This is a genomic window from Corynebacterium sp. NPDC060344, from assembly GCF_042725215.1.
Lineage (GTDB): Bacteria > Actinomycetota > Actinomycetes > Mycobacteriales > Mycobacteriaceae > Corynebacterium.
This window is the reverse complement of the sequence record NZ_JBHXCS010000010.1, coordinates 51,779-77,149: the sequence shown is the minus strand read 5'-3', so window position 1 is coordinate 77,149 and position 25,371 is coordinate 51,779. Positions and strand designations below refer to the sequence as shown.

22 protein-coding genes and 1 tRNA gene are annotated in these 25,371 nt (G+C 70.0%); 8 read left to right on the top strand and 15 right to left on the bottom strand.

Going from position 1 to position 25,371, the window contains the following annotated elements; genetic code table 11:
* Nucleotides 1-14: 14 nt before the first annotated feature.
* From ACFWGD_RS11365 to prfB, 11 genes are all read right to left on the bottom strand, one after another.
* Nucleotides 15-827 carry an Fpg/Nei family DNA glycosylase gene (locus tag ACFWGD_RS11365; RefSeq protein ID WP_377778813.1) on the bottom strand — a complete coding sequence of 271 codons (813 nt, stop codon included), beginning with the start codon at nucleotides 825-827 and terminating at the stop codon, nucleotides 15-17.
* Nucleotides 828-893: 66 nt separating this feature from the next.
* Nucleotides 894-1,943: an enoyl-CoA hydratase/isomerase family protein gene (locus ACFWGD_RS11360; protein WP_377778812.1), complete on the bottom strand. Its 1,050-nt coding sequence runs from the start codon at nucleotides 1,941-1,943 to the stop codon at nucleotides 894-896.
* A 177-nt stretch (nucleotides 1,944-2,120) separates the two neighbouring features.
* Entirely contained in the window at nucleotides 2,121-3,047 is a 927-nt protein-coding gene (gene ppk2, locus ACFWGD_RS11355) for a polyphosphate kinase 2 (RefSeq protein ID WP_377778811.1), read from the bottom strand.
* A gap of 64 nt (nucleotides 3,048-3,111) precedes the next feature.
* Nucleotides 3,112-4,014 carry a permease-like cell division protein FtsX gene (ftsX, locus tag ACFWGD_RS11350; RefSeq protein WP_377778810.1) on the bottom strand — a complete coding sequence of 301 codons (903 nt, stop codon included), beginning with the start codon at nucleotides 4,012-4,014 and terminating at the stop codon, nucleotides 3,112-3,114.
* Nucleotides 4,015-4,062: 48 nt separating this feature from the next.
* The gene (gene ftsE / locus ACFWGD_RS11345; RefSeq protein WP_377778809.1) at nucleotides 4,063-4,752 is read right to left on the bottom strand and encodes a cell division ATP-binding protein FtsE; all 690 of its coding nucleotides are present in this window, start codon (nucleotides 4,750-4,752) and stop codon (nucleotides 4,063-4,065) included.
* Nucleotides 4,753-4,922: 170 nt separating this feature from the next.
* Nucleotides 4,923-6,173: a glycerate kinase gene (locus ACFWGD_RS11340; protein ID WP_377778808.1), complete on the bottom strand. Its 1,251-nt coding sequence runs from the start codon at nucleotides 6,171-6,173 to the stop codon at nucleotides 4,923-4,925.
* Nucleotides 6,174-6,270: 97 nt separating this feature from the next.
* Entirely contained in the window at nucleotides 6,271-7,890 is a 1,620-nt protein-coding gene (locus ACFWGD_RS11335) for an SLC13 family permease (RefSeq protein ID WP_377778807.1), read from the bottom strand.
* Entirely contained in the window at nucleotides 7,887-8,546 is a 660-nt protein-coding gene (locus ACFWGD_RS11330; protein WP_377778806.1) for a response regulator transcription factor, read from the bottom strand. The genes ACFWGD_RS11335 and ACFWGD_RS11330 overlap by 4 nt, the downstream gene beginning before the upstream one ends.
* The gene (locus tag ACFWGD_RS11325; protein WP_377778805.1) at nucleotides 8,543-10,297 is read right to left on the bottom strand and encodes a sensor histidine kinase; all 1,755 of its coding nucleotides are present in this window, start codon (nucleotides 10,295-10,297) and stop codon (nucleotides 8,543-8,545) included. Before ACFWGD_RS11325 ends, ACFWGD_RS11330 begins: the two co-directional genes overlap by 4 nt.
* Nucleotides 10,297-10,773, bottom strand: coding sequence for a hypothetical protein (locus ACFWGD_RS11320; protein ID WP_377778804.1), 477 nt, complete (start codon nucleotides 10,771-10,773; stop codon nucleotides 10,297-10,299). Before ACFWGD_RS11320 ends, ACFWGD_RS11325 begins: the two co-directional genes overlap by 1 nt.
* Nucleotides 10,774-10,908: 135 nt before the next feature.
* Nucleotides 10,909-12,045 (bottom strand): peptide chain release factor 2, encoded by a 1,137-nt coding sequence (gene prfB, locus ACFWGD_RS11315; RefSeq protein ID WP_377778803.1) that lies wholly within the window; start codon nucleotides 12,043-12,045, stop codon nucleotides 10,909-10,911.
* A gap of 84 nt (nucleotides 12,046-12,129) precedes the next feature.
* Here prfB and ACFWGD_RS11310 point away from each other — a divergent pair, with 84 nt between their 5' ends.
* Nucleotides 12,130-12,948, top strand: coding sequence for an inositol monophosphatase family protein (locus ACFWGD_RS11310; protein WP_377778802.1), 819 nt, complete (start codon nucleotides 12,130-12,132; stop codon nucleotides 12,946-12,948).
* A gap of 28 nt (nucleotides 12,949-12,976) precedes the next feature.
* Here the strand turns inward: ACFWGD_RS11310 and ACFWGD_RS11305 are convergent, their stop codons facing one another.
* A complete protein-coding gene (locus tag ACFWGD_RS11305) occupies nucleotides 12,977-13,627 on the bottom strand; it encodes a hypothetical protein (RefSeq protein WP_377778801.1) in 651 nt (216 codons plus the stop codon).
* Nucleotides 13,628-13,665: 38 nt separating this feature from the next.
* On the opposite strand from ACFWGD_RS11305, the gene hisN reads away from it, so the two are divergent.
* Together hisN and ACFWGD_RS11295 are read left to right on the top strand one after the other, a co-directional pair.
* Nucleotides 13,666-14,493 carry a histidinol-phosphatase gene (gene hisN, locus ACFWGD_RS11300; RefSeq protein ID WP_377778800.1) on the top strand — a complete coding sequence of 276 codons (828 nt, stop codon included), beginning with the start codon at nucleotides 13,666-13,668 and terminating at the stop codon, nucleotides 14,491-14,493.
* 152 nt (nucleotides 14,494-14,645) lie between these two features.
* Nucleotides 14,646-14,951 carry a hypothetical protein gene (locus ACFWGD_RS11295; RefSeq protein WP_377778799.1) on the top strand — a complete coding sequence of 102 codons (306 nt, stop codon included), beginning with the start codon at nucleotides 14,646-14,648 and terminating at the stop codon, nucleotides 14,949-14,951.
* 42 nt (nucleotides 14,952-14,993) lie between these two features.
* Here ACFWGD_RS11295 and ACFWGD_RS11290 read toward each other — a convergent pair whose 3' ends face one another.
* A complete protein-coding gene (locus ACFWGD_RS11290; protein ID WP_377778798.1) occupies nucleotides 14,994-15,944 on the bottom strand; it encodes a trypsin-like peptidase domain-containing protein in 951 nt (316 codons plus the stop codon).
* Nucleotides 15,945-16,153: 209 nt separating this feature from the next.
* Here ACFWGD_RS11290 and ACFWGD_RS11285 point away from each other — a divergent pair, with 209 nt between their 5' ends.
* Entirely contained in the window at nucleotides 16,154-17,857 is a 1,704-nt protein-coding gene (locus tag ACFWGD_RS11285) for a GMC oxidoreductase (RefSeq protein ID WP_377778797.1), read from the top strand.
* Nucleotides 17,858-18,066: 209 nt separating this feature from the next.
* Nucleotides 18,067-18,960, top strand: coding sequence for a hypothetical protein (locus tag ACFWGD_RS11280; RefSeq protein WP_377778796.1), 894 nt, complete (start codon nucleotides 18,067-18,069; stop codon nucleotides 18,958-18,960).
* Nucleotides 18,961-19,106: 146 nt separating this feature from the next.
* On the opposite strand, the gene ACFWGD_RS11275 is transcribed toward ACFWGD_RS11280, so the two are convergent.
* Nucleotides 19,107-19,183 (bottom strand) — tRNA-Met (locus ACFWGD_RS11275).
* 257 nt (nucleotides 19,184-19,440) lie between these two features.
* The gene (locus ACFWGD_RS11270; protein ID WP_377778795.1) at nucleotides 19,441-22,437 is read right to left on the bottom strand and encodes a UPF0182 family protein; all 2,997 of its coding nucleotides are present in this window, start codon (nucleotides 22,435-22,437) and stop codon (nucleotides 19,441-19,443) included.
* 111 nt (nucleotides 22,438-22,548) lie between these two features.
* Here ACFWGD_RS11270 and ACFWGD_RS11265 point away from each other — a divergent pair, with 111 nt between their 5' ends.
* From ACFWGD_RS11265 to ACFWGD_RS11255, 3 genes are all read left to right on the top strand, one after another.
* Complete coding sequence (locus ACFWGD_RS11265) at nucleotides 22,549-23,112, top strand: PPA1309 family protein (RefSeq protein WP_377778794.1); 564 nt, start codon at nucleotides 22,549-22,551, stop codon at nucleotides 23,110-23,112.
* 237 nt (nucleotides 23,113-23,349) lie between these two features.
* Nucleotides 23,350-24,189 (top strand): GDSL-type esterase/lipase family protein, encoded by an 840-nt coding sequence (locus ACFWGD_RS11260; protein WP_377778793.1) that lies wholly within the window; start codon nucleotides 23,350-23,352, stop codon nucleotides 24,187-24,189.
* Nucleotides 24,190-24,746: 557 nt separating this feature from the next.
* Nucleotides 24,747-25,361 (top strand): NUDIX domain-containing protein, encoded by a 615-nt coding sequence (locus ACFWGD_RS11255; RefSeq protein WP_377778792.1) that lies wholly within the window; start codon nucleotides 24,747-24,749, stop codon nucleotides 25,359-25,361.
* Nucleotides 25,362-25,371: the final 10 nt, after the last annotated feature.

Sequence of the window (25,371 nt, the reverse complement as noted above, 5' to 3'; positions counted from 1 at the left end):
GAGGCGGGGGCCCGTCAGACCGGCTGGCAGGCCGGGCAATAGAAGACGCGGCGGGACTCGATGGGCGTCTCCGCCACCGGCGTCCCGCACACGTGGCACGGCTGGCCGGTGCGGCGGTAGACGTAGACCTCGCCGCCGTGATCGTCGGCACGCGGTTCGCGGCCCATCGCCTCCGGCATGTGCTCCGGCCGGACGGTGTCGATGCGGCCGACGCGCACGCCGTCCTCCATGAGTTCGCGCAGGTCGGCCCACATGTCATTGATGGTGCCGGAGTCAAGGTTCGTGCCCGGGGTCAACGGGTGGATGCCCAGGCGGAACAGGGTTTCGGTGCGGTAGATGCTTCCCACCCCGGCGTAGAGCTTCTGGTCGACCAACAGCGCGCCAATAGGCCGGCGCGACCGCCGCACCCGATCGACGATGGCGCCGGGGTCGGCGTCGGCGCGCAGCGGGTCCTCCCCCACCTTCGCGATCGCCGCCGCGCGCACCTCATCCGTGATCAGCCGGCACCACTGGGGGCCACGCAGGTTCGCGGACTCCTCGCCGGTGGACACGTGCAGCCGCACCTGGCCGGCGAGGTCATCGGGCCCCTCGAATTTCAGCTGGCCGATCAGCCCCAGGTGGATGTGGATGATGTTGTCCGGCCTCGGTACGTCGAACTCCACGAACAAGTGCTTGCCCCACGCCTCGGCATGGGCGAGTTCCGCACCGTCGACGAGCGCGGCCTCTGCGGCGAAGCGCCCCTGCGGGCTGCTCACCGACAGGGGTGTTCCGGAAAAGCGCTCGTTCAACTCGCGGGCGAGCCGGTGGATGACGTGACCTTCGGGCATGCCTGCACACTATCGGCCGCCCCGACGAGGTCATCGGGGCGGCTGGTTCACGCCGCGCGAAGGCCGCTACTTCTCCAGCGCCTCGCGATACGGGGTCGGGTCGACCTCGCCGGTGGTCTGCGGCTGCCACTGGGCGTTGCGGTCCTTGTCCACCAGCACGGCGCGCACGCCCTCGGCGAAGTTCGGGGCCAGGCGCAGGATGCGGCCGACGGCGTACTCGTTGCGCAGGCCGGTGCGCAGGTCGACGCCCTCGGCGGCATTCGCGGCATACAGCTCGGCGCCGGCGACCAGCGACGTCGGCGAGGCCGAGCGCAGCAGGTCGTTGATCACGCGCCGCTCCTCGCCGGAGCACTTCCCGCCGTCGAGGGCGTTTTCGATCTCGCGCCACGTATCGAACCCGAAGATCTGGCGGGCGCACGGCGCGAACGCGGCGAGGTTCGACTCGCCGGCGGCGGCGGGGTCCTCGGCGAACTCGCCCAGCGCCGCCTCGATGCCATCGGCGTCGACGGCGCGCAGGAAGTTCTCCAGCGAATCCTGCGGCACGAAGTGCGTCGCCCACCCCGCCCACAGCAGGTCGGCGGCGTTGAGGCGGTACCCGGTCAGCCCGAGGAACCGCGCCACGGCCGGCTCCGGCCGCCCGGAGGCCGCCTCCACGTGCTGCGAGAACCATGAAATGCCCACGTCCGGCACGAATCCGATGGCCATCTCCGGCATCGCGGCCGACGCCCGCTCGGTGACCACGCGGTGCGAACCGTGCAGCGACACGCCCAGCCCGCCGCCCATGGCGATGCCGTCGATGACCGCGACGTACGGCTTGGGGAACTCCGCGATCTCCGCGTTCATCTCGTACTCCTCCGAGAAGAACTCGTCGCCCTCGGCGGAATTGCCGGCGATCTGGGCGTCGCGCACCTGGCGCACGTCGCCGCCGGCGCAGAACGCCTTCGGATGCTCCGACACCACCACGACCTGCTCCACGGCGTCGTCGTCGCGCCACGCGTCGAGCGCCTCGCGGACGTGGCGCACCATGCCCAGGTCCAGCGAATTCAGCGCCTTGGGGCGGTTGAGGGTCAGTCGGCCCGTGCGGCCGGAAACGTCCTTGATCACCGATTCAGTCATGCCGCCAGTGTGGCACAGGGCACACCCGGGCCGCCACAATAAGTTAATCGCCATTCGCGGTTAGGTGCACCCGCGTTCCCGCAGGGCATGGCTTGACGACGAATCGACCGTCCACGCCGGGCGGCGCGGACGGTCGGGACGTCGTAAAGCGAGAAAAAGCGGGGGCCGGAGCCGGGCCTACTTCTTGTCGGACTTCTTGGTGCCGGAGTCCTTGGAATCCTTGGAGTCCTTGGACTTCTTCGCCTTCTTGGCCTTCTTGGCGGCCTTCTTCGCCTTCAGCTCCTCATCCTCGAGGTGGCGGGCGACGTCGGGGACGTAGCGGAACTCGGTGCGCGGCGGGCGCTCGTAGGAGGCTTCCGACTCGGGGCGCTCCGGGATGGTCGGCATCTCGCGCTCGATGTGCTCGTACGGGATGGTCGACAGCAGGTGGCTGATGACGTTGATGCGCGAACGCTTCTTGTCCTCCGACTCCACCGTGAACCACGGCGCCGACGGGATGTCGGTGTGGATGAACATCTCGTCCTTCGCGCGCGAGTAGTCCTCCCAGCGGGTGATCGACTCCAGGTCCATCGGCGAGAGCTTCCAGCGGCGCAGCGGATCCTCGCGGCGCGACTCGAAACGCTTGACCTGCTCCTCGTCCGAGACGGAGAACCAGTACTTGCGCAGCATGATCCCGTCCTCCACGAGCAGGCGCTCGAAGATGGGGGCCTGGTGCAGGAAGCGGCGGTACTCCTGCGAGGTGCAGAAGCCCATGACGCGCTCGACGCCCGCGCGGTTGTACCAGGAGCGGTCGAAGATGACGATCTCGCCGGCGGTCGGCAGCTTCTCCACGTACCGCTGGAAGTACCACTGGCCCGACTCGCGCGACGTCGGCGCCGGCAGCGCCTCGATGCGGCAGGTGCGGGGATTCAGGTACTGGGTGATGCGCTTGATGGCGGAGCCCTTGCCCGCGGCGTCGCGGCCCTCCATCACGACCACGACGCGCGCGCCGGTCTCGACGACCCACTGCTGCATCTCGACGAGCTCGGCCTGCAGGCGCTTGAGCTCCTTCTCGTAGGCGTTCTTCTTGAGCTTCGGCGGGCGCTGCACGTCGTCGTTGGTCATGACACGCAGTTTACCCGTCATGACCGGTGCCCAAGAATTTCCTGAGGTGTGAGATTCGCCCGCGCTACTTGCGCGAGTAGAACCGCAGCGTCAGCTGGGCGGTGATGCCGGCGAATAGCGCACCGACGACGATGACGATGGGCGCGACCAGCCAAATGTCCGTCGCCGTCACCGGGGCGACGAGCTGCGCCTGGTAGAGGCCCTTCATCGCCGGATCGATGACGGCGGCCTTGCCGGCGAACAGGCCGGCGATGGCCAGGACGCCGCCGATGAGCGCGGCGATGACGGCCTCGAGCACGAACGGCGCCTGGGTGAACCAGCGGGTCGCGCCGACCATGCGCATGATCTCGACCTCGGTGCGGCGCGAGTACGCGGCGATCTGCACCATGTTGGCGATGAGGAAGATCGCCGCCAGCGCCTGGATGCCCGCGATGAGGAACGTCGCATTGCGGATCGAATCGAGGTTGGACGCGGCGTTGCCGATGTCGTCGCGCTGGTCGGTGACGTGGGCGACCTGCTCCATGTCGCGCACGGGATCGAGCGGCGACACGTCGGTCGGGTCCTCCAGGCGCACCAGCAGCACGGCGGGCAGCGACTCGGGGGTGGCGTTGGCCACCAGCGCCGGGTCGGTGTCCTCGAACAGCGCCACGAAGTGCTCGTAGTTCTGCTGGCGGTTGCGGTAGGTGACCTGCTCGACGCCGTCTTCGGCCTCGAGGGTTTCGCGGACCTCGACGCAGCCGTCGGAGGCGCAGGTCTCGTCGTCGGCGGAGATGGCCTCGTCGAGTTCGATGAGCACCTCCACGCGGTCGAGGTAGAGGTCCTTGGTGTCGTTGGTCATGCCGGTGACCAGCAGGCCCGATGCCAGCAGGGCCAGCGAAATGGCGGTGGTGATGATCATCGCCACCGTCATGGTGACGTTCTTGGTCAATCCGGAGAGGGCTTCCCCGAGCACGAAGCGGGTTTTCATCGCTTTTTACCTGCGTCCTTGGTTCTCTGTCGTCGTTCCCGGATGGCCCTAGCGGCCCAGACCGTAGACGCCCGTGGCGTCGTCGCGGACGAGCTTGCCGTTGTCCAGTTCGAGCACGCGGCGGCGCATGGCGTCGACGGACTCGTTGTCGTGGGTGGACATCACGACGGTGGTGCCCAGGCGATTGATGCGGTCGAGCAGCAGCATGATCTCGCCCGAGGTGTCGGGGTCGAGGTTGCCGGTGGGCTCGTCGGCGAGCAGGATCAGCGGGCGGTTGACGAAGGCGCGGGCGATGGCCACGCGCTGCTGCTCGCCGCCGGACAGCTCGTGCGGCATGCGGTTGGCCTTGCCCTCGAGGCCGACCATTTCGAGGGTCTCGGGCACGGCCTTGTCGATCTTGTCGCGGCTCTTGCCGATGACCTGCAGCGCGAACGCGACGTTGTCGAACACGTTCTTCTTCGGCAGCAGGCGGAAGTCCTGGAAGACGTAGCCGATCTTCTGGCGGTGCTTGGGCACCTGCCTGTTCGACAGCTTTGCGACGTCGTTGCCATTGATGTTCAGCGTTCCCGAGTCCGGTGCTTCCTCGCGCACCATCAGGCGCAGGAACGTCGACTTGCCGGAGCCCGATGGCCCGATGAGGAAGACGAATTCGCCCTTGCCGATCTCGGCCGACACGTTGTCCAGTGCCGGCCGGGTGGAGGTTGCGTAGGTTTTGGTAACCCGGTCGAAAGTGATCACGGCCATCACCCTAGTTGCCGTGCGCACCACGTGTCACATGAGTTGCGGCACGTACTCCGGCCGAATCGTCGCCGAGGCCGTTTACCCACCTTGAATGTCTTAACCCACCCGTCATAGCGGGTGGGTTAAGACATTCAAGGTGGGTTAGCGAGGGGGCGTGGCCCCCTGACCTACGCCGACGCGAGGCCTTCCCGGAAGCGCTCCTCGCTCCTCGACGCCACCGCCGCACCGAGCAGGAGCAGGCGGATGGATCGGGCGGCGGCGTCGGAAAGCAATGCCCGCCCGTCGCGGACCGCATCCTCCAGTGCCATGGGCACGGTCATGATGGAGGCGATGGCGCCGATGCCGCAGTCGTGGACCTGCGGGGCGCCGTGGCCGAGCGAGCCGGCCAGCGCGAGCACCGGCGCTCCCCCGCGCTGGGCGCGGCGGGCGATTTCGGCGGGGACCTTGCCGTTGGGGGTCTGGAAGTCGATGGCGCCCTCGGCGGTGACCACGAGGTCCGCGGAGTCGATGAGCGCGTCGATGTCGCCGGAGCCCAGGCCGCCGAGGCCGGAGTCGTCGAGCAGGACGTCGAACCGCGACCGCGGCACCGCGCCGATGGCCGCCAGCCCCGCACCGAGCCCTCCGGAGGCTCCCGAACCCGGGCCGCGGGCGACGTCGACCGGCGGGGCGAAGGCGCCCTCGAGCAGGCGGGCCCACGAGGTCATCGCCGCGTCGAGCTCGTCGACGCGCTCGGGCGTCGCGCCCTTCTGCGGGCCGAAAACGCGGGCGACGCCGCGCGGCCCGGTGAGCACGTTGTGCATGTTGCACGCCAGGGTGATCGGCGTCGACGCCAGCCCCGGATGCAGGCCGGAGGCGTCGATGGCCACGGCGTCGATGAGATTGCCGCCGCCGTCGGCGACGATCTCGCCGTCCTGGTCGAGGATCCGCACGCCCAGCGCCGACAGCGCCCCCGCGCCACCGTCGCACGTCCCGGAGTCGCCGCAGCCGACGACGATGCGGTCGACGCCCTCGTCGAGCGCGGCGGCGATGAGCTCGCCGACGCCGCGGGTCGTCGTCGCGCCCGGATCACGTAGATCGGAGGGCACCAGACGCAGGCCACCGGCCGACGCCATCTCCAGCACCGCCGTGCGCACCGGACTGCCTTCCCCCGACCCGTCGTCGACGATCGCCCATTCGGCGAACACGGGCTGGCCCACCGGGCCGGTCACGCGCGTGGTGCGGCGCTGCGCCCCCGTGCGCGCGGCGATGATGTCCACGGTGCCCTCGCCGCCGTCAGGCACGGGATAAATGTCGACGCGCACGCCCGGCAGCTCGCGCCGGATGCCCCCGGCGATGGCCTCGGCGGCCTCGACCGCCGACAGGCTCTCCTTGAATCCGGACGGAGCGACGAGGACTCGCTGCGGAATGAACATGGTCATGGCTTTTCTCCTGGGTTATCGTTGATGGCTTGGTTGGTACTGGCTTGGTTGGTTGTGCGTGCGCGGTTTGCTTTGCGACGGCCCGGCGCCGCCGCCCCTACCCCGCTCCGAGCCCCATGGCGGGCCAGATGACCAGCGCGAACGCGGCGATCATGGCGATGGTCGGCAGCACGATGAGGGCGGCGCTGCGCAGGCGGAACGCGTCGTCGAAAACGGGGATGCCCTGCTCGGCGGGGACGGTGGCGAACATGGCCATGGGCTTGGCCGAGGAATTCATGGTGTGGCAAAAACCCGCCGCTGCCGTCGACGCGAAGGCGGCGATGACGGGATCGGCGCCGGCGGCCGGGGCCAGAGCGATGACGATGGGCACCAGCACCGTCGACCGGGCGGAGCGGGACTGGATGATCAGGTGCGCCGCGGCCGAGACGACGATGATGCCGACGAGGAACGCCGGGGCCGCCGCCGACCCGCCCGGGGCGGCCGAGGCCAGCAGATCCGTGAGCAGCTGCGCCGCACCGGAATCGATGAGCGCCCCGCCCAGCGCGAGCGTGGCGGCCATGAACAGCAGCAGCGACCACGGCACCTTCTTCAATGCGGCGCCGAACCCGAGCGGGCCCCACGACGGCAGGGTGATCACCAGCGCACCGAGCAGCGCGACGATGGCCGGGTGCACGCCGTGGAGCTCATCGGTGCTCCACAGGCACACGACGGCGACCAGGACGATCGCCGAGCGGGATTCGTGAATGGTCAGCGGTCCGGTGACCGGTGCGTTGCCCGGCACGCCGGCGGCGAGGTCGGCGATGGACAGGTCCAGGCGCTCGCGGCGCTGATCGCGGGTCGAGCCGGTGAGCAGCACGATCTCGGCGGCCAGGTGCGACGACGCCAGCGCCAGCGGCATGCCCACGAGCAGCCAGCCGGTGTAGCCGATGGTGCCCAGCCCGGCGCGGTCGAGGATCTGGTCGGTGATCAGGTGCGCGCCGGCGCCGATGTAGGAGCCTACGGCCGACAGCAGGATCACCGTCGGCAGCGCCAGGCTGAGCACCACGACGAGCCAGCGGCGCGCCGGGCCCAGCGCGATGGCCAGTGCGATGAACACCGGCAGCACCAGCGCCGCGCGCCCGGAGGTCGCAGGAATGGCGAACGCGGTGGCCACGACGGCGAGCGTGAGCAGGTGCACCAGCCCGCGCGGCGTGCGGCACCCGGCGGCCAAGTGGACGGCGGCGCGCACGCCCAGGCCCGATGCGGCGACGGCGCCGGAGATGACGAAGGCGCCGATGAGCAGCCACGTCGTGTCCTCCCCGAGCGCGTCGAAGACGGCGCCGGCGTCGATGACGCCGATGATCACCAGGGTCACGGCCGCGCCGAGCGCGATGTACGTGTCGCCGATGGAGGTGAACGACCACAGCCACACGGCGGCCGCGAACACGGCGAGGGTCACGGTGGCGTGGAACGGGGTGCCGTCGGGAAGCACCGCGATACCCGCGGCGAAAACCAGCGCCGTGATCGCCGCCGTCGGCCGCGTCGCAGTGTGCAGCGGCCCGGGCAGGGCACGGAACCATTCGCGCACGCCGACGCCGCGCGGCTCGTCGGGGTCGATGTCGGTGACGGCGGGCATGGGGCGCTCGGGCGGGGTCGTCGCGAAGGTCGTCGACCCGTTTTCGGGTGCGCGGGACTCGCCGGCGGTGCTCGTGCACGGCCGGTTGGTGGCGTTCGTCATGGCAGGCGGTACCCCGATCCGCGGATGGTCTCCACGCGGTGCGCGCCGATCTTGCGCCGCAGCGCGCGGACGTAGACGTCGACGACGTTGGACGCCGGGTCGAAGTCCAGGCCCCACACCCGGCCGAGCAGCTGGGCGCGCGACAGGATCTGGCCCGGGTGGCGCAGGAACACCTCCAGCAGCCCCATCTCGCGGCGCGATAGGTCGACCCACTTTCCGTCGACCTGCACGCGCTGGGTCCGGGGGTCGAGCACCAGGTCGCCGTGGGCGATGCGCCCCGATGCGTCGCCGGCGGCGTCGTCGGTCAGGCGCAGCCGCACGCGGGCGAGCAGCTCGGCGAATTGGAACGGCTTGGTCATGTGGTCGTTGGCGCCGTCTTCCAGGCTGCCGACGGTGTCCTCCACCCCATCGCGGGCGGTGAGCACGATGACCGGCACCGTCACGCCCGACTGTCGCAGGCGGGTGAGCACCACGCGGCCGTCGATGATCGGCAGCCCCAGATCCAGCACGACCAGGTCGTATTCGCCGCCGCGGGCGAGTTCGTAGGCGGTCAGGCCGTCTTCGGCGACGTCGGTGGCGTAGCCGGCGTCGCGCAGGCCGCGGCAGATGAAATCGGCGATGCCCCGGTCGTCTTCTGCGACGAGGATGCGGCTCATGGCGTCTCCTTCGGGTTGGCGGTGCGGGCTGCGGTGCCCGGGTCGATCGGCGGGAACGGGTTGGTCGGTGGGTTGGCGTCGTCGTGCTTTGCGACGTCCCGTCCGCCCGTTTCGTCGGGTTCCGGCGCGGGACCCCATGTCTCCGGGTCCACGCCCCAGGTTTCGGTGGCGGCCGTGGCATTGGCGGCGCCGGCATCGTCGTCACGCGGCGCGGGCTCGGGACCCGCCGGGAGTTCGAGGCCGAAGGTGGCCCCCTCCCCTTCCGCCGACGTCACCCACGCCGAGCCGCGGTGGGCGTCGGCGATGGCCTTGACAATGGACAGCCCCAGGCCGGCGCCGCCCTTGTTGCGCTTCGAGCCCGCCGAGCCGCGGGAGAAGCGGTCGAAGACGTGGCGGGCGTCGTAGGACGACAACCCCGGGCCGGAGTCGGTGATCCACAGGCGCAGCAGGCGGCGGTCGCCGGAACCGGTGACGCGGCTGCCGATGCGGATCGCCGAGCCCTCCTCGGTGTGGTCGACGGCGTTGGAGGCGATCTGGAGCATCGCCTGCATGATCCGCTCGGGATCGATGGCGGCGGTGGTCTCGGCGATCTCCTCGACCAGCCACTCGCGGTCGCCGAGGGCCTGCGCTTTCGACTCGAGGTCCAGCGTCAGGTCGGCGACGTCGGTGGGCTCCGGCACGACGAAGTCGGAGCGCTCCGCCCGGGCCAGCGTCAGCAGCTCGGAGACGATGCGCGACATGCGGTCGAGCTCCGTGGTGGCCAGGCGGATGGACCGCTCGCGCTCCTCGCCGGACGCGCCCTCGAGCAGCTCGAGCTGGCCGCGGATGACGGTGATCGGGGTGCGCAGCTCGTGGCCGGCGTCGTCGATGAAGCGGCGCTGGGTGGCGTAGGAGGTCTCCAGGCGGTCGAGCATCCCGTTGAACGTCAGCGCCAGTTCGGCGATGTCGTCGCGCCCGGTGACCGGCACGCGCTGCGACAGGTCGGTGTCCTGGATGCGGGCGGCGACGCGGCGGACTTCGCGCACGGGCGCCAGGATCTGCCCGGCGACGAGCCACGCGATGAGCAGCGTCAGCAGCAACCCGCCGACGGCCACCATCGAGATCACGCGGACCTGGTGGTGGACGCCCTCCCGCGCGCCGGCGGTGAACGCCGCGACGACGAGGTGATCCGCGTCCGCTCCGCCGGTCAGCGCCACGCGGCCCCAGTGGACGCGGCCGTGCTCGTCGGATTCGAGAATGCCGGAGGCGGCGTCGGTCTCGCGGACCGCGCGCAGCAGCTCGCCGCCGGACATCGGCCCATCGCCGGCCATGCCCTCGGGCCCGGTGCCGCGCTCGATCTGCATGACGCGGTCGTCGACGACACCGGCGATGATCTCGTCGTTTTCGGGGATCTGCCGCGACAGGAACACCTCGAACAGGCGCGTCGACGTGTCGAACGGCTCGCCCGTGGCCGGGTCGATGCCCTCCACGGCGAAGCGCCGGAACTCCTCGGCCTCCTGCTCGACCTGCGCGTTGGCGGAGGCCTCGACGTCGGCGAGCATGATCGTCCGGGTGGTCAGGATGATCGTGAACAGCACGATGCCCAGCAGCACCATGATCCACATGACGATCCGCCACCGCGCCGAGAACTTCGACCCCACCAGCGGCTCCGCACCGCCGGTGGTCGCGGGCTCGCGGGACTCGCGAGGTTCGCGGGGCTCACGGTCCTTCTGCTTGACGACGCCCCGGGCGCCGCGCTTCTCCCCCGCCATCAGTCGTCGTCCCAGTCGTCATCGTAGTCGTCATCCCAATCGTCGTCGTCCCAGTCGTCGCCGTAATTCGGCGCGGGCTGGTAGTTGAGGTTGGGGGCCGGCTGCGCGGGAGCTGGGGCCGGGGCGCGACCGCCGGAGCCGCCTGCAGCGCCGGACCCGGAGCCGCCGGCGCCGGCACCACCCGCGCCTTTGCCGCTGCCCGAACCACCGGCACCACCGTCAGCGCCGTTGGAGTTGTCGCCGTCGGAGTTTCCGGCCTCGCGGGAGTCACCCGAGTCATCAGGGTTATCAGCGTCGTCGGTGTTGCCAGCGTCGCCCGGCATCGGCGCCCGCGGCAGCTCACGATCGGTGACCGCGGGCTCCCCCGACACGTTCGGCGGGGTGTCGTCGGAGGTCAGCGCCCCGCCCGCCACCGCCAACAGCACCGGCACGGCGATGACGCCGGCCAGTGGCAGCAGCTTCTTCATCATGTCCATGACTCAAGCATGAACGCCGTGCATGACCGGTGCATGAAACCCCGATGAGAGTCCTTTCATGTTGGAGAATTCTCCGGGGCGCGCGCCGGGACGTCGTAAAGCAGCCGGAAAAACAGCCCACCCGGGCCAGCCGGACTACCCCGCGCTGTCGGCGTTGTCGGGGTTCTCGGTGTCCATGCGCCAGCGGATGCCGGCCTCGAGGAAGCCGTCGATGTCGCCGTCGAGAACCGCCGACGGGTTGTTGACCTCGTGATTCGTCCGCAGATCCTTGACCATCTGGTACGGGTGCAGGACGTAGGAGCGCATCTGGTTGCCCCACGACGCATTGCCGCCGGCGCCGAGGGCATCCATCTCCGCCTGCTCCTCCTGGCGCTTGCGCTCCAGCAGCTTCGCCTGGAGGACGCGCATGGCCGAGGCCTTGTTCTGGATCTGCGACTTCTCGTTCTGGCAGGTCACCACGATGCCCGTGGGCACGTGCGTCAGGCGCACCGCCGAGTCGGTCGTGTTGACCGACTGGCCGCCCGGGCCCGAGGAACGGTAGACGTCGACGCGGACCTCGTTGTCCGGGATGTCGATGTGGTCGGTGGTCTCCACCACGGGCAGAACCTCGACCTCCGCGAAGGACGTCTGGCGGCGGCCCTGGTTGTCGAACGGCGAAATGCGCACCAGGCGATGCGTGCCCTGCTCCACCGACATCTGGCCGTACATGTACTCGCCGTGGACGACGAACGTCGACGACTTGATGCCGGCCTCCTCCGCATAGGAGATGTCGTAGACGTCGACCTTGTGGCCGGCCTTCTCCGCCCAGCGCGTGTACATGCGCATGAGCATCTCGGCGAAGTCCGCCGCGTCGATGCCGCCGGCGCCGGCGCGGATGTTGATCACGGCCTCGCGGGAGTCGTACTCGCCCGACAGCATGGTCGTGACCTCGAGCGATTCGATGTCGGCGCGCAGGTCGGCGCGCTCGGCGTCGGCCAGCTCCGCGGCCTCGGCGGCGGCGTCGCCCTCCTCCTCGTCGGCGAGCTCGTACATCACCGGCAGGTCGTCGAGGCGCCCGCGCAGCGCCGTGACCTTCTTCAGCTTCGCCTGCACCTGCGACAGCTGCGACGTCACCTGCTGCGCATGGTCCTGGTCGTCCCACAGCGACGGATCGGCGGCCTGCGCCTCCAGCTCGCGGACCCGATCGGACAGCTCCGCGGGGTCGACCACCTTTTCAATGGTGGTCAACGTCGCGTCGAGGTCGGTGAGGTCAGCGGTCACGTCGGGATTCACGCGCTCCACTGTAGCGAACGGGGCCCCGGCGATTTCGGGCACCGCCGACGAGCGCCGGGCGCCGCCGCGTGCACAATGGGGGCCATGACGGATGACGCGATGACCACTGCGACCGACTCCCCCGACACCTCCCTGGACGATGCGGCGCTGGCCGCCCGCGTCGTCGCCCGCGCCGCGGAACTGGCGGCGCGGATGCGCGCCGAGGGACTGGAGACCGAGTTCAAGACGTCCATCTCCGACGTCGTCACCGCCGCCGACCGCGCCGCCGAGGAGCTCGTCGTCTCCGAGCTCGCCCGCCTGCGCCCCGACGACGGCATCCTCGGCGAGGAGGGCTCGGCGAAGGAGGGCACCTCCGGCCGCACGTGGGTCATCGATCCCGTCGACGGCACGTACAACTTCACCTCCGGCTCCGACTACTGGTGCTCGGCGATCGCGCTGGTGGAGGGTTCGCCCGACGCCCCGGACCGCATCATCCTCGGCGCCGTCCACCGCACCGTGGGCAACGTGACGTGGGTCGGCGGCCCCGATTTGCCCACCACCCGCACCGATGATCGCGGCATCGTCGAGCTCCCCCGCCTCTCCGACGCCGACGCCGCGTCGCTGAGCGTGGGCACGTACCTGCATCCGGGCTGGCTTGGCGACGACTCCCTCCTTTCACCGTGGCTCGCCGCCGCCGAGAAGTTCGCCACGTGGCGGATCCTCGGGTCGGCGTCCGTGGATTTGGCCGGGGTCGCGGAAGGCCGCGTCGGCGCGTGGTACCAGCATTCGGTGGCGTCGTGGGATTGGCTGCCGGGCATTGCCCTGGTCGCCGGCGCGGGCGGCGCGACGGAGTTCGTCGACGGCTGGCGCATCGCGGGCCCGGCCTCCGTCGTCGCCGAGCTGAAGGCCACGCTGCAGAAGTAGCCGCCGGTTGAGCGAGCGGGCGCGGAAGCTAGAAGTGCAGCAGGCCGATGACGATGAGCAGCACCGACACCAGGTAGCCCGCGCCGCGCGAGAAAGCCTCGCGGTTGTCGCGGGCCCGCTGGAAGAGAACGCCCAACCACGACGTCGGGTTGAGGCGGACGAGGCCGACGGCGACGGCGACGACCGTCGGCAAGCTCAGCGCCACCGACGCGTAAAGGATCAGCCCCAAATACCTCTCGACGGTGGGCAAGCCGCCCGCGGACAGCACCGCCAGACCCAGGAAGAACGGCCCCGACGTCACCGACTGGATCGCGCCGAGGACGAAACCGGTGGCCACGGTCATCAGCGACGGCGTGCGCAACGGCCCGAGGATCTTGGACACCAGGGCGGAAGAATCGCCGCCGCGCCACGTCATCACCGCCGACGCGAGGCCGGTGAGGATGAGCAGCACGCCGAACAGCGGCGACTCGACCAGCGCCTTGATCTGGTCGCCGAGCCCATCGAAGACCACCAGCACGCCCAGCGCCAGCACGGCCACGCCCAGCCAATCGCCGAGGATGAGCAGCGGCGTGATGCGGCGGTAGCGGCCGGCGGGGAGCATGAGGCCCAGCGCGACGACGACCGCGATCAGCAGGACGTTGATCGAGTCGATGAACGCGTAGGTCAGGGCGTGGAGCATGCGGGGCCTTCCGGTCGGGCCGGTCTAGACTACCCCTCATGAGCGCCTACGCCGATGACCTCGCCCTCGCCCACGGGCTCGCCGACCTCGCCGACGCGGTGACCATGCCGCGCTTCGGCGCCGCCGACCTCGACGTCGAGTCGAAGCCGGATCTGACGCCGGTGTCCGACGCCGACCTGGCCTGCGAGCGGGAGCTGCGGGCCATGCTCGCCGCCGAGCGTCCCGATGACGGCGTCCTCGGCGAGGAGTTCGGCGGGGACGCGGCGTTCGAGGGCCGCCAGTGGGTGATCGACCCGATCGACGGGACGAAGAATTTCGTGCGCGGCGTGCCGGTGTGGGCGACGCTCATCGCGCTGCTCGTCGATGGCGTACCGGTCGTCGGCGTCGTGTCGGCGCCGGCGCTGGGCCGCCGCTGGTGGGCGTCGAAGGACGGCGGCGCGTGGCGGTCGGCGGCGCTGGGCTCCCCCGCGACGTCGGAGGCGCCCGGCGAGGTCGTCGGCGCCCCCGCCCCGGAGCGCATCACCGTCTCACGCGTCGCCGATGTCGCCGACAGCTCGGTGGCCATTTCCTCCCTGACCGGCTGGCGCGACCGCGGCCTGCGCGACCAGCTGCTCGCGCTCACCGACGACGCCTGGCGCCTGCGCGGCTACGGCGATTTCTTCTCCTACTGCCTGGTCGCCGAGGGCGCCGTCGACGTCGCCGCCGAGCCGGAGGTGTCCCTGTGGGACTTGGCGCCGCTGGCGGTGCTGGTCGCCGAGGCCGGTGGCCGGTTCACGTCGCTGGCCGGCGAGGACGGGCCGCACGGCGGCGACGCCATCGCCACGAACGGACTGCTGCACGACGCTGTGCTGGAGTACCTGAAGTAGGTGGGCGGTGGGCGTCGTCAAGCAATTGCTTTGCGACGCCCCGCGCCCAGCCCCTCCGCGCTACACCCGTTAACCACCCACGGCTACCCACCGTGCATGAGGTGACGCTAACCTGATCCGCGAAAGTTCACGGCGGGAAGGACATGCGGACCATGGCCAAGAACGGCAAGGGCGGCAAGACCAAGAAGAAGGCGAAGAAGAAGGACGCGGCGAAGGCCACCGCGACCGCGCTTCGCCTGCCCGCATGCTCGAAGGCCGAGGCGAAGGCCGCGAAGAAGCTCGCCGGCAAGGACCCGTTCAAGCTCGCGGGGATGACGCCGAAGAAGAAGTGCTGCAAGTCCGGCACCCGCTGCCTGCGCTGCCCGGTGGTGCTGCACAAGCTCAATCGGGAAATCAAGAACGGCGAGGTCGACCGCGCCGCCCTGCTGCTCGTCGCCGCGAAGGCGCGGGTGCGGTAGGCGGGAGCGAAGCGGGCGCGATCCAGGTAGGCGCGCCCTCCCCTACGCCAGGCGGAAGCCGCCGCCGGGGCCGCCATGGAGGTTCATGTCGTCGATCTGCGCCTGCACCGAGGTGACGATCGTCGGCGCGAACACCGGCCCCTGCCACGGGGTGACGCACGCCGGGGCGGAATTGGAGCCCTTGACCATGGCGACCAGGCGGTCGCCGACGAACACCGGCGCCCCCGAATCGCCCGGCGCGGCGCAGATCTGGGTGGACACGTGCGGCTCGGCCGCAGAACCCGGAGCGCCCTGCAGCCACGTCGGGCCGCACGTGCGACCGGTGGCGACGCCCTGCTTGCACGCCATCTCCCCCGCCTTCGGCAGCTGCCCGACCGACGCGACGCGGGTGTCGCCGTAGGTGGAGGTGGGCACCGCCTTGCCGTTCAACACCAGCACGGCGTAGTCGAAGCTGGCGTCGACGCGCTGGACCGTGCCGATGACGCCGGCTTCCGTCGCATCCATCGACCGCACCGGCGCGCCCGGCCCGCCGCAGTGCCCGGCGGTCATGCCGATGAGGTTGCCCGCGGCGTCGCGACCGGCGGCCGTCAGCGTGCACGCGTTGCGCGCCCCGCCGTCGCCGACGAGGATCGGCGTGCCCGGCCCGACGAGCGCCTTGCCCTGCTCCGCCAATCGGTCGGCCTCCGGCGGCGCGGTCGGCGACGAGAACCACACGCCATCGACGCGCTTGTGCACCGGCCCGGAGGTCGCGCCGAGGATCTTCGACACCGGGTCCTCCGCCACCGCATGCGGCTCCATGGCCAGCTCCAGCGCCGAATACTCGAGTGCATAGTCATGCTTGACGACGCTCGACACCACCTCTTCAGCAGCGCGGGCATCCGGTGCGGCAGTGGCCGGCACCATGCCGAGCCCGGCCGATGCGACTGCGGCGCAGGCGGCGACGGCCACGCGGGTTCCCCATCGACGTGCCAGTGCCCTCTGCTTGCCGCTCATGTTCGCGCCCACACCCCATCCACTATCCATCACCTACCCGAAAATGCGCCCTGGCCAGTGATTTCACCGGACACGGGCACGCAGTTCGGGATTACGGGGCAACCATACCCCGCAGCCCGGATCTGGGGCCAATGTTGCAGGAGTTGCGGGTGTGACGTGATATGCGAAACCTCTCGCGGAGAAGGGTCCTTCGATGGTACTTTTCGCCAATGTCGCCGGATTCACATGATGCAGCACAGCGCAGGCGGATCAGCCGGCGCCGCCTTCTCGGGGCGGCCGCGGCCGCCGCCGCCACTTCCGCCATGGCCCCGGCCCTGAACTCCTCGGCCTCCGCGTCCCCCGGGATCCCGGATCCCTCCGGAGGCCGGCCCGGAAATGGCATCGGCGACCCGAGTCGGCCGCGAACGGCCATCATCGTCGGTTCGGGATTCGGCGGCTGCGTCGCGGCACTGCGGCTGGGCCGGGCGGGATACCGGACCACCGTCCTCGAGCGCGGTCGCCGATGGGACACCGACGGCGGCGATGATGCGTTCCCGCTGCTCATGGCGCCCGATCGGCGCGTCGCATGGTTCGCGGACCATCCGAGCATCAATCAGCTCACGCGCATCACCCCCATCGAGCGTTACCCCGGCCTCGTCGATCGCATTCACGGCCAGGGCGCCGACGCGGTCTTCGGCGCCGGAGTCGGCGGCGGCTCGCTGACCTTCGGAACGTTTTCCATCCAGCCCCGGCGGCGCGAATGGGAGCAGTTGTATCCGGACTCGATCAGCTACGACGAGATGGATTCCACGTGGTACCCGCTGGCGATGGCGGAAACGGGCGTCTCTCCCCTGCCCGATGATCTCCTGGCCCGCCCGGAATGGCGCGGCGCACGGGCGTGGCTGGACACGGTGGCCGATGCCGGATTGGAAGCCACCCGGCACCACTTCGCCATCGATTGGGATCGCGTCCGGGAAGAGCTGGACGGGCGCCGCCCGCCGTCGGTATCCGTCGGCGAATACCTGTACGGGACCAACTCCGGCGCGAAACTCTCCCTCGACCGGACCTACCTCGCCCGCGCCGAAGCCACCGGCAACGTCGAGGTGGTGCCGATGACGGAGGCCATCGGCATCGACGAGCTTCCCGACGGCCGAATGGAGGTGACGTCGAAGTTCATCGACGACACCGGGCGCGAATTGGCCAGGCGCCGCGACGTGGCCGACGTCGTCGTCATGGCGGCCGGCTCATTTCATTCGACGGCGCTGCTCGCGACGATGCGGGCGGCCGGCCGTTTGCCCCGGCTGTCGCCGATGGTCGGCGAAAACGTCGGCACCAACGGCGACTTCCTCGTCGGGCAGACCCTCCACCGGCGCGATTTCGGCTCGAGGCAGGGTGGCCCCGGCGTGGGCGTGGCCTTCGACGAAGGGCCGCTGGGCCCGTATTCGCTGTCCTGGGAGGGCGCGCCCATCCCCGACATCGCGGGCGGCTTCACCACCACGCACCTGCTGCAGGTGCTGACGCCCCAGCGCGGCAGCATCACCGCCGATCCGGCCACCGGTACTGCGACTCTCGTCTACCCGCATCCGCGCGCCGACACCGACGTCGACCGCCAGGGCCGCGCCGCCGCACTGCACTTCAAGCACCTCGCCCACGATCGGCACGGATTCCCCCACGCCGGAGTGCCGGTGTGGACGCAGGCCGCCGACTTCGGCACCGCCTGCACGTGGCACCTCCTCGGCGGCATGGTGATGGACGGGGCGAAGGCCCATGGCGGAGCCGCCGGCGCCGCCGACGCCCAAGGACGCGTCCACGGCTACCCGGGGCTCCTGGTCGTCGACGGATCCCTGCTGCCCGGCAGCACCGGCATGGTCAACCCGTCGCTGACGATCACCGCCATCGCGGAACGGTGCATGCACGCCTTCTTGTCGTCGTAAAGCTGCCTTGAGGACCCCCGCGGCGACGGTCCTCGCCGACTCGCGACGACCGCAATGACGGCCACCGTGACCCGGCGCGTGGTCACCCGTTTCCGGGACTTCGCCTCCGGACCATGCCGAGTGCGTGCAAAAGACCGTTCCCCATGGAACACTCTGGATACCGCGGACAGCGGCACCCGGCCGCACGTCCGACGAACACCGGAGGGACCATGTACCCGATCCTGACTTCCGCGCGCCGCCGCCCGACCATGAAGATCGCCGCCGCGACCGTCGGCATCGGCGCCGCCCTCGCCATGGGCGCGGGCACCGCCGGCGCCGCCCCGCTCCCCGCCGGCTCGATCGGATCGCTGTCGCCGGCGGCTCCGTCCGCTCCGGCCGACGAGGTCCCCACCGAGGACTACCGCGTCGGCGAATTGGAGTACTCCGCGGACGGCGAAACCTGGAGCACCGACCAGAGCGTCGTCGGCGGCTACTCCGGAGGCTTGATTCCCGGCGGGGCCGGCATGAGCCGCAGCTTCCACGTGCGCAACGCCGATACGGAGGCCGGGACCTTCCTCATCGGGACCAAGGACGTGACCACGTCCGAGTACGCCCTCTTCGTCTACCGGGTCGACCTCGGCGACCAGCAAGGCACCGAGCGCATCTTCTGGGGCGACGGCTGGGACACCGCCGAGGACACCCAGGGCGTGGTCAAGGGCGCCTACGGCCCCGAGATCGAGTCCAACACCATCCTCGAGAGCATCCGGCTGGAGCCGGGCGAATCCGTCGTCGTCTCCGAATCCATGAAGCTTCCCGACGAAGGCGGCAACCTCACCCAGAATCAGAGGGTCAATCCCGGGCTGTACTCGGAGCTGCGGATCCCGCCGGCGACCCCGGGAGAGGAATGCCAGCCCTCGGGGGCGGGGTCCATTGGCTCGATCGGCAGTGGCTCGCTCGGCTCACTCGGCTCCCTGGGCTCCGTCGGATCCATCGGTTCCCTCGCCGACAACTGCGCCGATGACTCCGACGCCTCTGACGCCGCGGGCTCTTCGGGCTCCTCGGAAACCTCTCCCACCGAGGACGACGCCCCGGACGTGCAGGAGTTCCGCACCTACCTGCACTGATACCTGCACTGACCAGCGGCGGTGACCTTCGGCGGTGACCGGCGGGATCCAGGATCCGCGGAACCTGCCGGCCCCGCGCACGACCGAGCGTACGACCCCGCGCACGACGAAGGCCCCCGGCACAATGCCGGGGGCCTTCGTTCACGTGGTAGCGGGGGCAGGATTCGAACCTACGACCTCTGGGTTATGAGCCCAGCGAGCTACCGAGCTGCTCCACCCCGCGTCGACTGCTTGTACACCGTAACACGGAACCAGATGATTCCATAATCACGCCGCTCGCAGCGGGCGCCGATCAATCGAGAGAATCTCTCGCTGACCAACGAGACGTAACACTAACACCCGCACTCAACTCTTGGCCAATCCCCTGGTCAGCGCGATGCGAGGGCTTGACGACGGCCACCGCTCAGACGAAAACCGGGCCGCACCGGAAGGGATGGTCCCTTGGTGCGGCCCGGCTCGTCGCAAAGCAGGCGATTACCGCTACTGGCCGTTGGCCTTCTGGTAATCCGCCACGGCCTTGTCCAGATCGGCGAGCGCCTGGCCCTGGGCCGCGAAGTCGCCGTTTTCCTGGGCGGTCTTCAGGCGGCCGAGGATGTCGGCGATCCGGCCGGCGGCCTCATCGCGGGCGGCGACGTCGACCTGGCGATCGGCCTCGGGACGGGCCTCGGAGCTGGTCTCTTCGGCCGCGCCCTCCTCGGTGGCCTCCTGATCACCCTCGCCGTTGACGGCATCCTCCTCGCCGCGCTCGCGCGCGACGTCGCTGGAATCGATGCCCACCTGGCGCAGGGCCTCGGACACGGTCGGCGCGTAACCGACTTCGCCGCGGTAGGACACCAGGATGCGCAGCAGCTTCGGGAAGGCCGTCTCCTGGCCCTGGCGCTGCGTGTACACCGGCTCGACGTAGAGGATCTCGCCGTCGCCGACGGGCAGCGTGAGCAGGTTGCCGTTGGTCACCACGTTGGAGCCCTCGAGCAGCGTGCGGTCCTGGGCGACCTCGTTGGCCGACATCATCGTGTCCTGCGCCTGCTTCGGGCCCATCGTCTGGGTATTCGTCGGCAGCGCGCGGATGGTGATGCGCCCGTAGGTCTCCGGATCCGACGACACCGTCATGTGCGCCGACAGGAACTCGCGCTCCAGGCCACGGAAGGCGGAGATCAGCTGGAAGCTCGACTCGCCCGTCTCCGGGTCCGCGGCCACCACGTAGTACGGCGGCTGCGACAGGCCCTGGTCCTCCGGGGCGGTCGGGTCATTCGGCACCGACCAGAAGGCATCGTTGGTGAAGAAGATGCCCGGGTCGGAGACATGGTAGCGGGCCATCAGCTCGCGCTGGACCTTGAACAGGTCCTCCGGGTAGCGCAGGTGCTCCTGCAGGGCGTCGGAGATCTCCGACTTCGGCTTGATCACGTCCGGGAAGACGCCGCGCCACGCCTTGAGCACCGGGTCGTTCTCGTCGTACTCGAAGAGCTCGACGGTGCCGTCGTACGCGTCGACCGTCGCCTTGACGGAGTTGCGGATGTAGCTGACCTCGCTGTTGGGCAGCGGGCGCGACGTGCCGTCCGGGTTCAGCGAATCCTGCGTCGCCTCCTGCAGGCTCGTGCGCTCCGAGTACGGCATCTGCGCCAGGGTGGTGTAGCCGTCGACGATCCACTTGATGCGGCCGTCGATGACCGCCGGGTACGTGCGGGTGTCGGTGGTCAGCCACGGGGCGACCTTCTGCACGCGCTCGCGCGGGTCACGCTCGTAGATGATCTTCGACTCCGGGCCGACGCGATCCGACAGGAGGATGTTGACCTCCTGGTAGCGGGTGGCGAAGACCAGGCGCTCGAAGATGTTGCCCACGCTCACGCCGCCCGAGCCGTCGTAGGTGAAGTTGCGGCCGTCGGCGTCGTACTCGAAGTCCGTGCCGTCGCCGGAACCGCCGACGATGGCGTAGTCCGCATCGGAGTCCGCGATGACCGGGCCGTAGTAGATGCGCGGCTGCTCCAGCTCCAGGTTCATGCCGTTCGGGTCCTCGGACTCGAACAGGTCGGCCACCGTGTACAGCGGGTAACCGCCGCGCGACGAGCCCGCCTCCGCCGCGACCTCGTCGACCCGGTTGGCCGGCGCGGCGACGAAGCCGTTGCCGTGGGTGTAGACGGTGTGGCGGTTGATCCAGTCCTGCTGGTTGCCCTGCAGGGTCTGCGGGTTCAGCTCGCGGGCGGCGACGACGAAGTCGCGCATCTCGCCGTTGACCTCGTAGCGGTCGATCGACAGCGACTCCGGGAAGCCGTAGAAGTTCTTCAGCTGGCGCTGCTGCGTGAACGTCGGCGACAGCACCTCGGGGTCGAGGATGCGGATGTTGGCCAGGGTGTTGGTGTCCTGGGCGATGGACTCGGCGCCCTCCTCCTGCGAGGCGGCGTCCTCCTCCTCATCGCCCGGTACTCCCCAGTCGCGCTCGACGGACACGTTGTCGTCGGTCAGCCCGTAGTGGTAGCGCGTCGACTCGATGTTGCGGGCGATGTACTCCCGCTCCTTCGCCGCACGGTTCGGGGACACGGAGAACTGCTCGACGACCAGCGGCCAGGCCACGCCGATGATGCCCGCGGAGACCAGCATGAGCACGGTCGCCATCGCCGGGATGGCCAGGTTGCGCAGGAAGATGGACGCGAAGAACGCCGCCGCCACGACGATCGAGATGACCAGCAGCACGATCTTCGCCGGCAGCAGGGCGTTGATGTCGGTGTAGGAGCCGCCGGTGAACGTCTGCTGGCGGTTGCCCAGCATGTCGTAGCGGTCCAGCCAGTACGCGGCGGCCTTGAGCAGCATGAACACGCCGGCCCACGACGCCAGCTGGGCGCGCGCGGCACCGGAGACGCGGGTCTTCTCGCCCGTCGTCGGGTTGCCCGCGCGGATGCCGCCGAGCATGTAGTGCGTCACCAGCGACAGCAGGAACGCCACGATGATCGCCAAGATGGCGGTGTCCACCAGGAACCGCCAGAACGGCAGATCGAAGGCGTAGAACCCCAGGTCCTTCTGGAACTGCGGGTCGGTCTGGCCGAAGCTCTCGCCGTTGAGGTACAGCTGCACGGTGCGCCAGCCGGCCTGGCCGACCAGGCCCGCGAACAGCGCGAACACCAGCGGGATGCCGATGAGCACCGGCTTGTGCGAGGACTCCACCATGCGGCGGTAGATCGCCTGCGGGCTCTGCGGGTCGAGCGGACCCGCGTCATGGGGCCGATGGCGCCAGGCCAGCCACATGGACAGGAACACGATCGCACCGACCAGCGCACCAATGAGGAAGAACAGGATGACCCTGGTCACCCACGTTTTGGCGAAGACGCCGCGGAAGCCCACCTCCCCGAACCACTGGAAATCGACGTAAACGTTGACGATGACGGGAACGAGCAAAGCAAGGATCGCGAGGATCATCACCGTGGTGGCGAGCCACCCCGGTCTCGGCATGCCCGTGCGGCCCGGCCGGGTCGCGCTGGTGGACAAGGGGTCTCCTAGTCGTTACGGGTTGTGCGGTCTCCCCTACTCTATTGAAAAACCCCCGGGGGCACGCCGCCGCCCCTGGTTTTCGGTGAATCGAGTGAAAGGTCGTCACCCATGCCCGAACCACGTGCCCTCACCCCGCAGGCCCTCAACCGCGCCGTCCGCGAGGCCGTCGACTTCGTCCACGCCGAGGGCTGGGACGCCGCGCCGACGCTGTTCGCGCTGGTGCCCACGGAACTCGTCGCCGATGCGCTGGACCCGGAGCTGCTCGACGAGTCCCCGCTGACCGTCGTCGTGCAGGAGGAACTCCCCGACGGCATCGACGGCGGGTCCCCCGAGCTGTCCGACTTCATCGCGCGCACCTCGTGGCCCGAGGGCGTCATCGGCGCGGTGCTGGCGCAGGAGATCCTCATCGTCGCGCCGGAGGACGCCGATGCGGTGGAGGGCCTGAGCCTCGACGAGATCCGCGCGTCGGCGGGGGCGGGCGCCGCGCGGCAGGCCCGGCTGTTCACGGGCGTGCTTGACGACGGCCCCTCCCTCACCCTGATCCAGCCCCGCCCCACGGAAGCGGAGCTGGCGGAGAAGGGCCCGTTCGCCGAGGACGACGTCGAGCTGCGGTCGGGCGAGGGCCTGGCCGACGGCGTCGTCGGCGCGCTGCGGTCGACCTTTCTGGGCTGAGGCGGGCCACTCCGATATTCCGGGCGACACGAATCCCGGGCCAGCATCCCGGCCAGCATCCCCGGCCAGCATCCCCGGCACGATCCCCGGCGCAATATTGACTTCATTCGGCAAAACGTGTTTGATAACGCGAAGATAACGACGCCGTGACGCCAAGGCCCCGCCGGACGGGGTGCGCAGCGGCGTCGTAAAGCACTCGCGCGACGCGCCCGCACGACCCGAACGAAGAGGACCCGCATGAAGACGACCACGACCCGCCGCATCCTGGCCACCGCCGCCGCCCTGCTCACCGCCGGCGGCACCCTCCTCGCGGGCAACGCCGCGACGGCCAACCCCAACGGCGAATACGTGGCCTTCGGCGACTCCTTCGTGGCCAACCCCGGCGCCACCGACCAGGCCAACGGCACCGGCCGCCCCGGCGCCGTCTGCCCCGTGTCCACCACCAACGTCGGCCACAACGTCGCCCACCAGCTGGGCATGCACCTGCACGACTACTCCTGCAACGGCACCGTCGCCTACGTGCCCACCACCCCGAAGACGCTGGCCGGCTACGTCGAGACCGCCATCCAGAACGGCCACGTCAACGGCAACACCCGCCTGATCACCGTCGCCATCGGCGCCAACGACGCCATGCAGGCGTTCTGGGCGCCCACCGAGATCCAGAACGACATGTTCCACCAGTCGGTCACCGGCTCGATCAACCGCCTGAAGGAGCACGCCCCCAACGCCCGCGTCATGGTCATCGGCCTGCCCGAGATCGCCTCGCGCGACGGCGAGAACTACATGTGCCCCGCCAACGTCTTCGGCAACGCCCCGCGCGTGCCCGCCGCGCCGGTGCGCGTCATCGAGGAGAACCTGCAGGCCCGCCAGTTCGGCGCCGCGCAGGCGACGGGGTCGACGTTCATCAACATGAAGGACGTCTCCAACGTCGACGCCGCCATGTGCGGCCCGGACGGCCAGCGCCACGTGTCCGCGTTCCTCGACTCCGACACCGCCAACTACAACATGCCGAACCACCTCACCCACGAGGGCTCCCGCGTCGTGGCCACGCAGGTCGCCAACGCGTACCGCGGGTAGTTCGCGCTCGTTCCGGGTCGCGCGAGGTCGCCCGGCTCGCCCTTGATGGGCGGGCCGGGTTTCGCTTTGCGACGCCCACGCCCCGCACCCCACCGCCGCCCACGCCCACGAGTGTGCGGTACAGCCACTCCAGCGCACACTCGTCAGATGTGCAGCCCCGCCGGCGGTCCCCCAAACCACGGGGTCGGGGCCCCTCATCCCAAACCACGGGGTCTAAAACTCGGGTTCGGCCGAAAACGCCCCTCCAAACCACGGGTTCACCGTGACCCCGTGGTTTAGACCCCGTGGTTTAGAAATCGCAACCCCCTTCACGCCCACGAGTGTGCGGTGCGGAGCTCTCAGCGCACACTCGTCAGATCTGCAGCCCCGCCGGCGCCCTCCCCTCCTGGATGGCGCGCCGCCTCCACCGCCTCGCCGGGTTTCGTGACACAGAGATGCCAACGCCGCGTCGATAACTGCGTTCGACCAGGTCGCGAGATTCGGTGGCGCCCATATGACACGAAACGTCGCCGATGATGAGGGCGGCGGAGGATGAGGGGGCCGTATCGTCGTAAAGCATGACGGATGTGAACGACGGCGAGGCGCGCGCGACCGCGACGGAGATATGGACGATGTACGACGCCGACCGCATCCCCACCGGCACGACCATGCGCCGCGGCGACGATTTTCGGCCCGGCGAGCTGCACATGGTCGTGCACGTGTGCATTTTCGACGCGACCGGGCGGATGCTGATCCAGCGGCGCACCGACGACAAGGCCGGATGGCCCGGGATGTGGGACGTCAGCGTCGGCGGCAGCGTCACCGCCGGCGAATCCAGCGCGCGCGGGGCGGAGCGGGAGGTGCTCGAGGAGCTGGGGATCCGGCTCGACCTGAGCGGCCGGCGCCCGAACTTCACGTTCAACTTCCGCCACGGCTTCGACGACTTCTACCTGCTGCAGGCCGGCGAGGCGCCCGCGATCGAGCTCGCCGACCTGGCCATCCCCAACGACGAGGTCGCCGACGCGCGGTGGGCCACCCGCGGCGAGATCCTCGCGATGCACGCCGCCGGCGAGTTCATCCCCTACCGGCCGGCGGCGATCGACTTCATCTTCGACATGCTCGGCCGCACCGACATCCTCGACCTCGCCGACCAGGGCGGACGCCCGGGGACGGACGTCGCGGACTTCGGGTAGGCGGCGACGG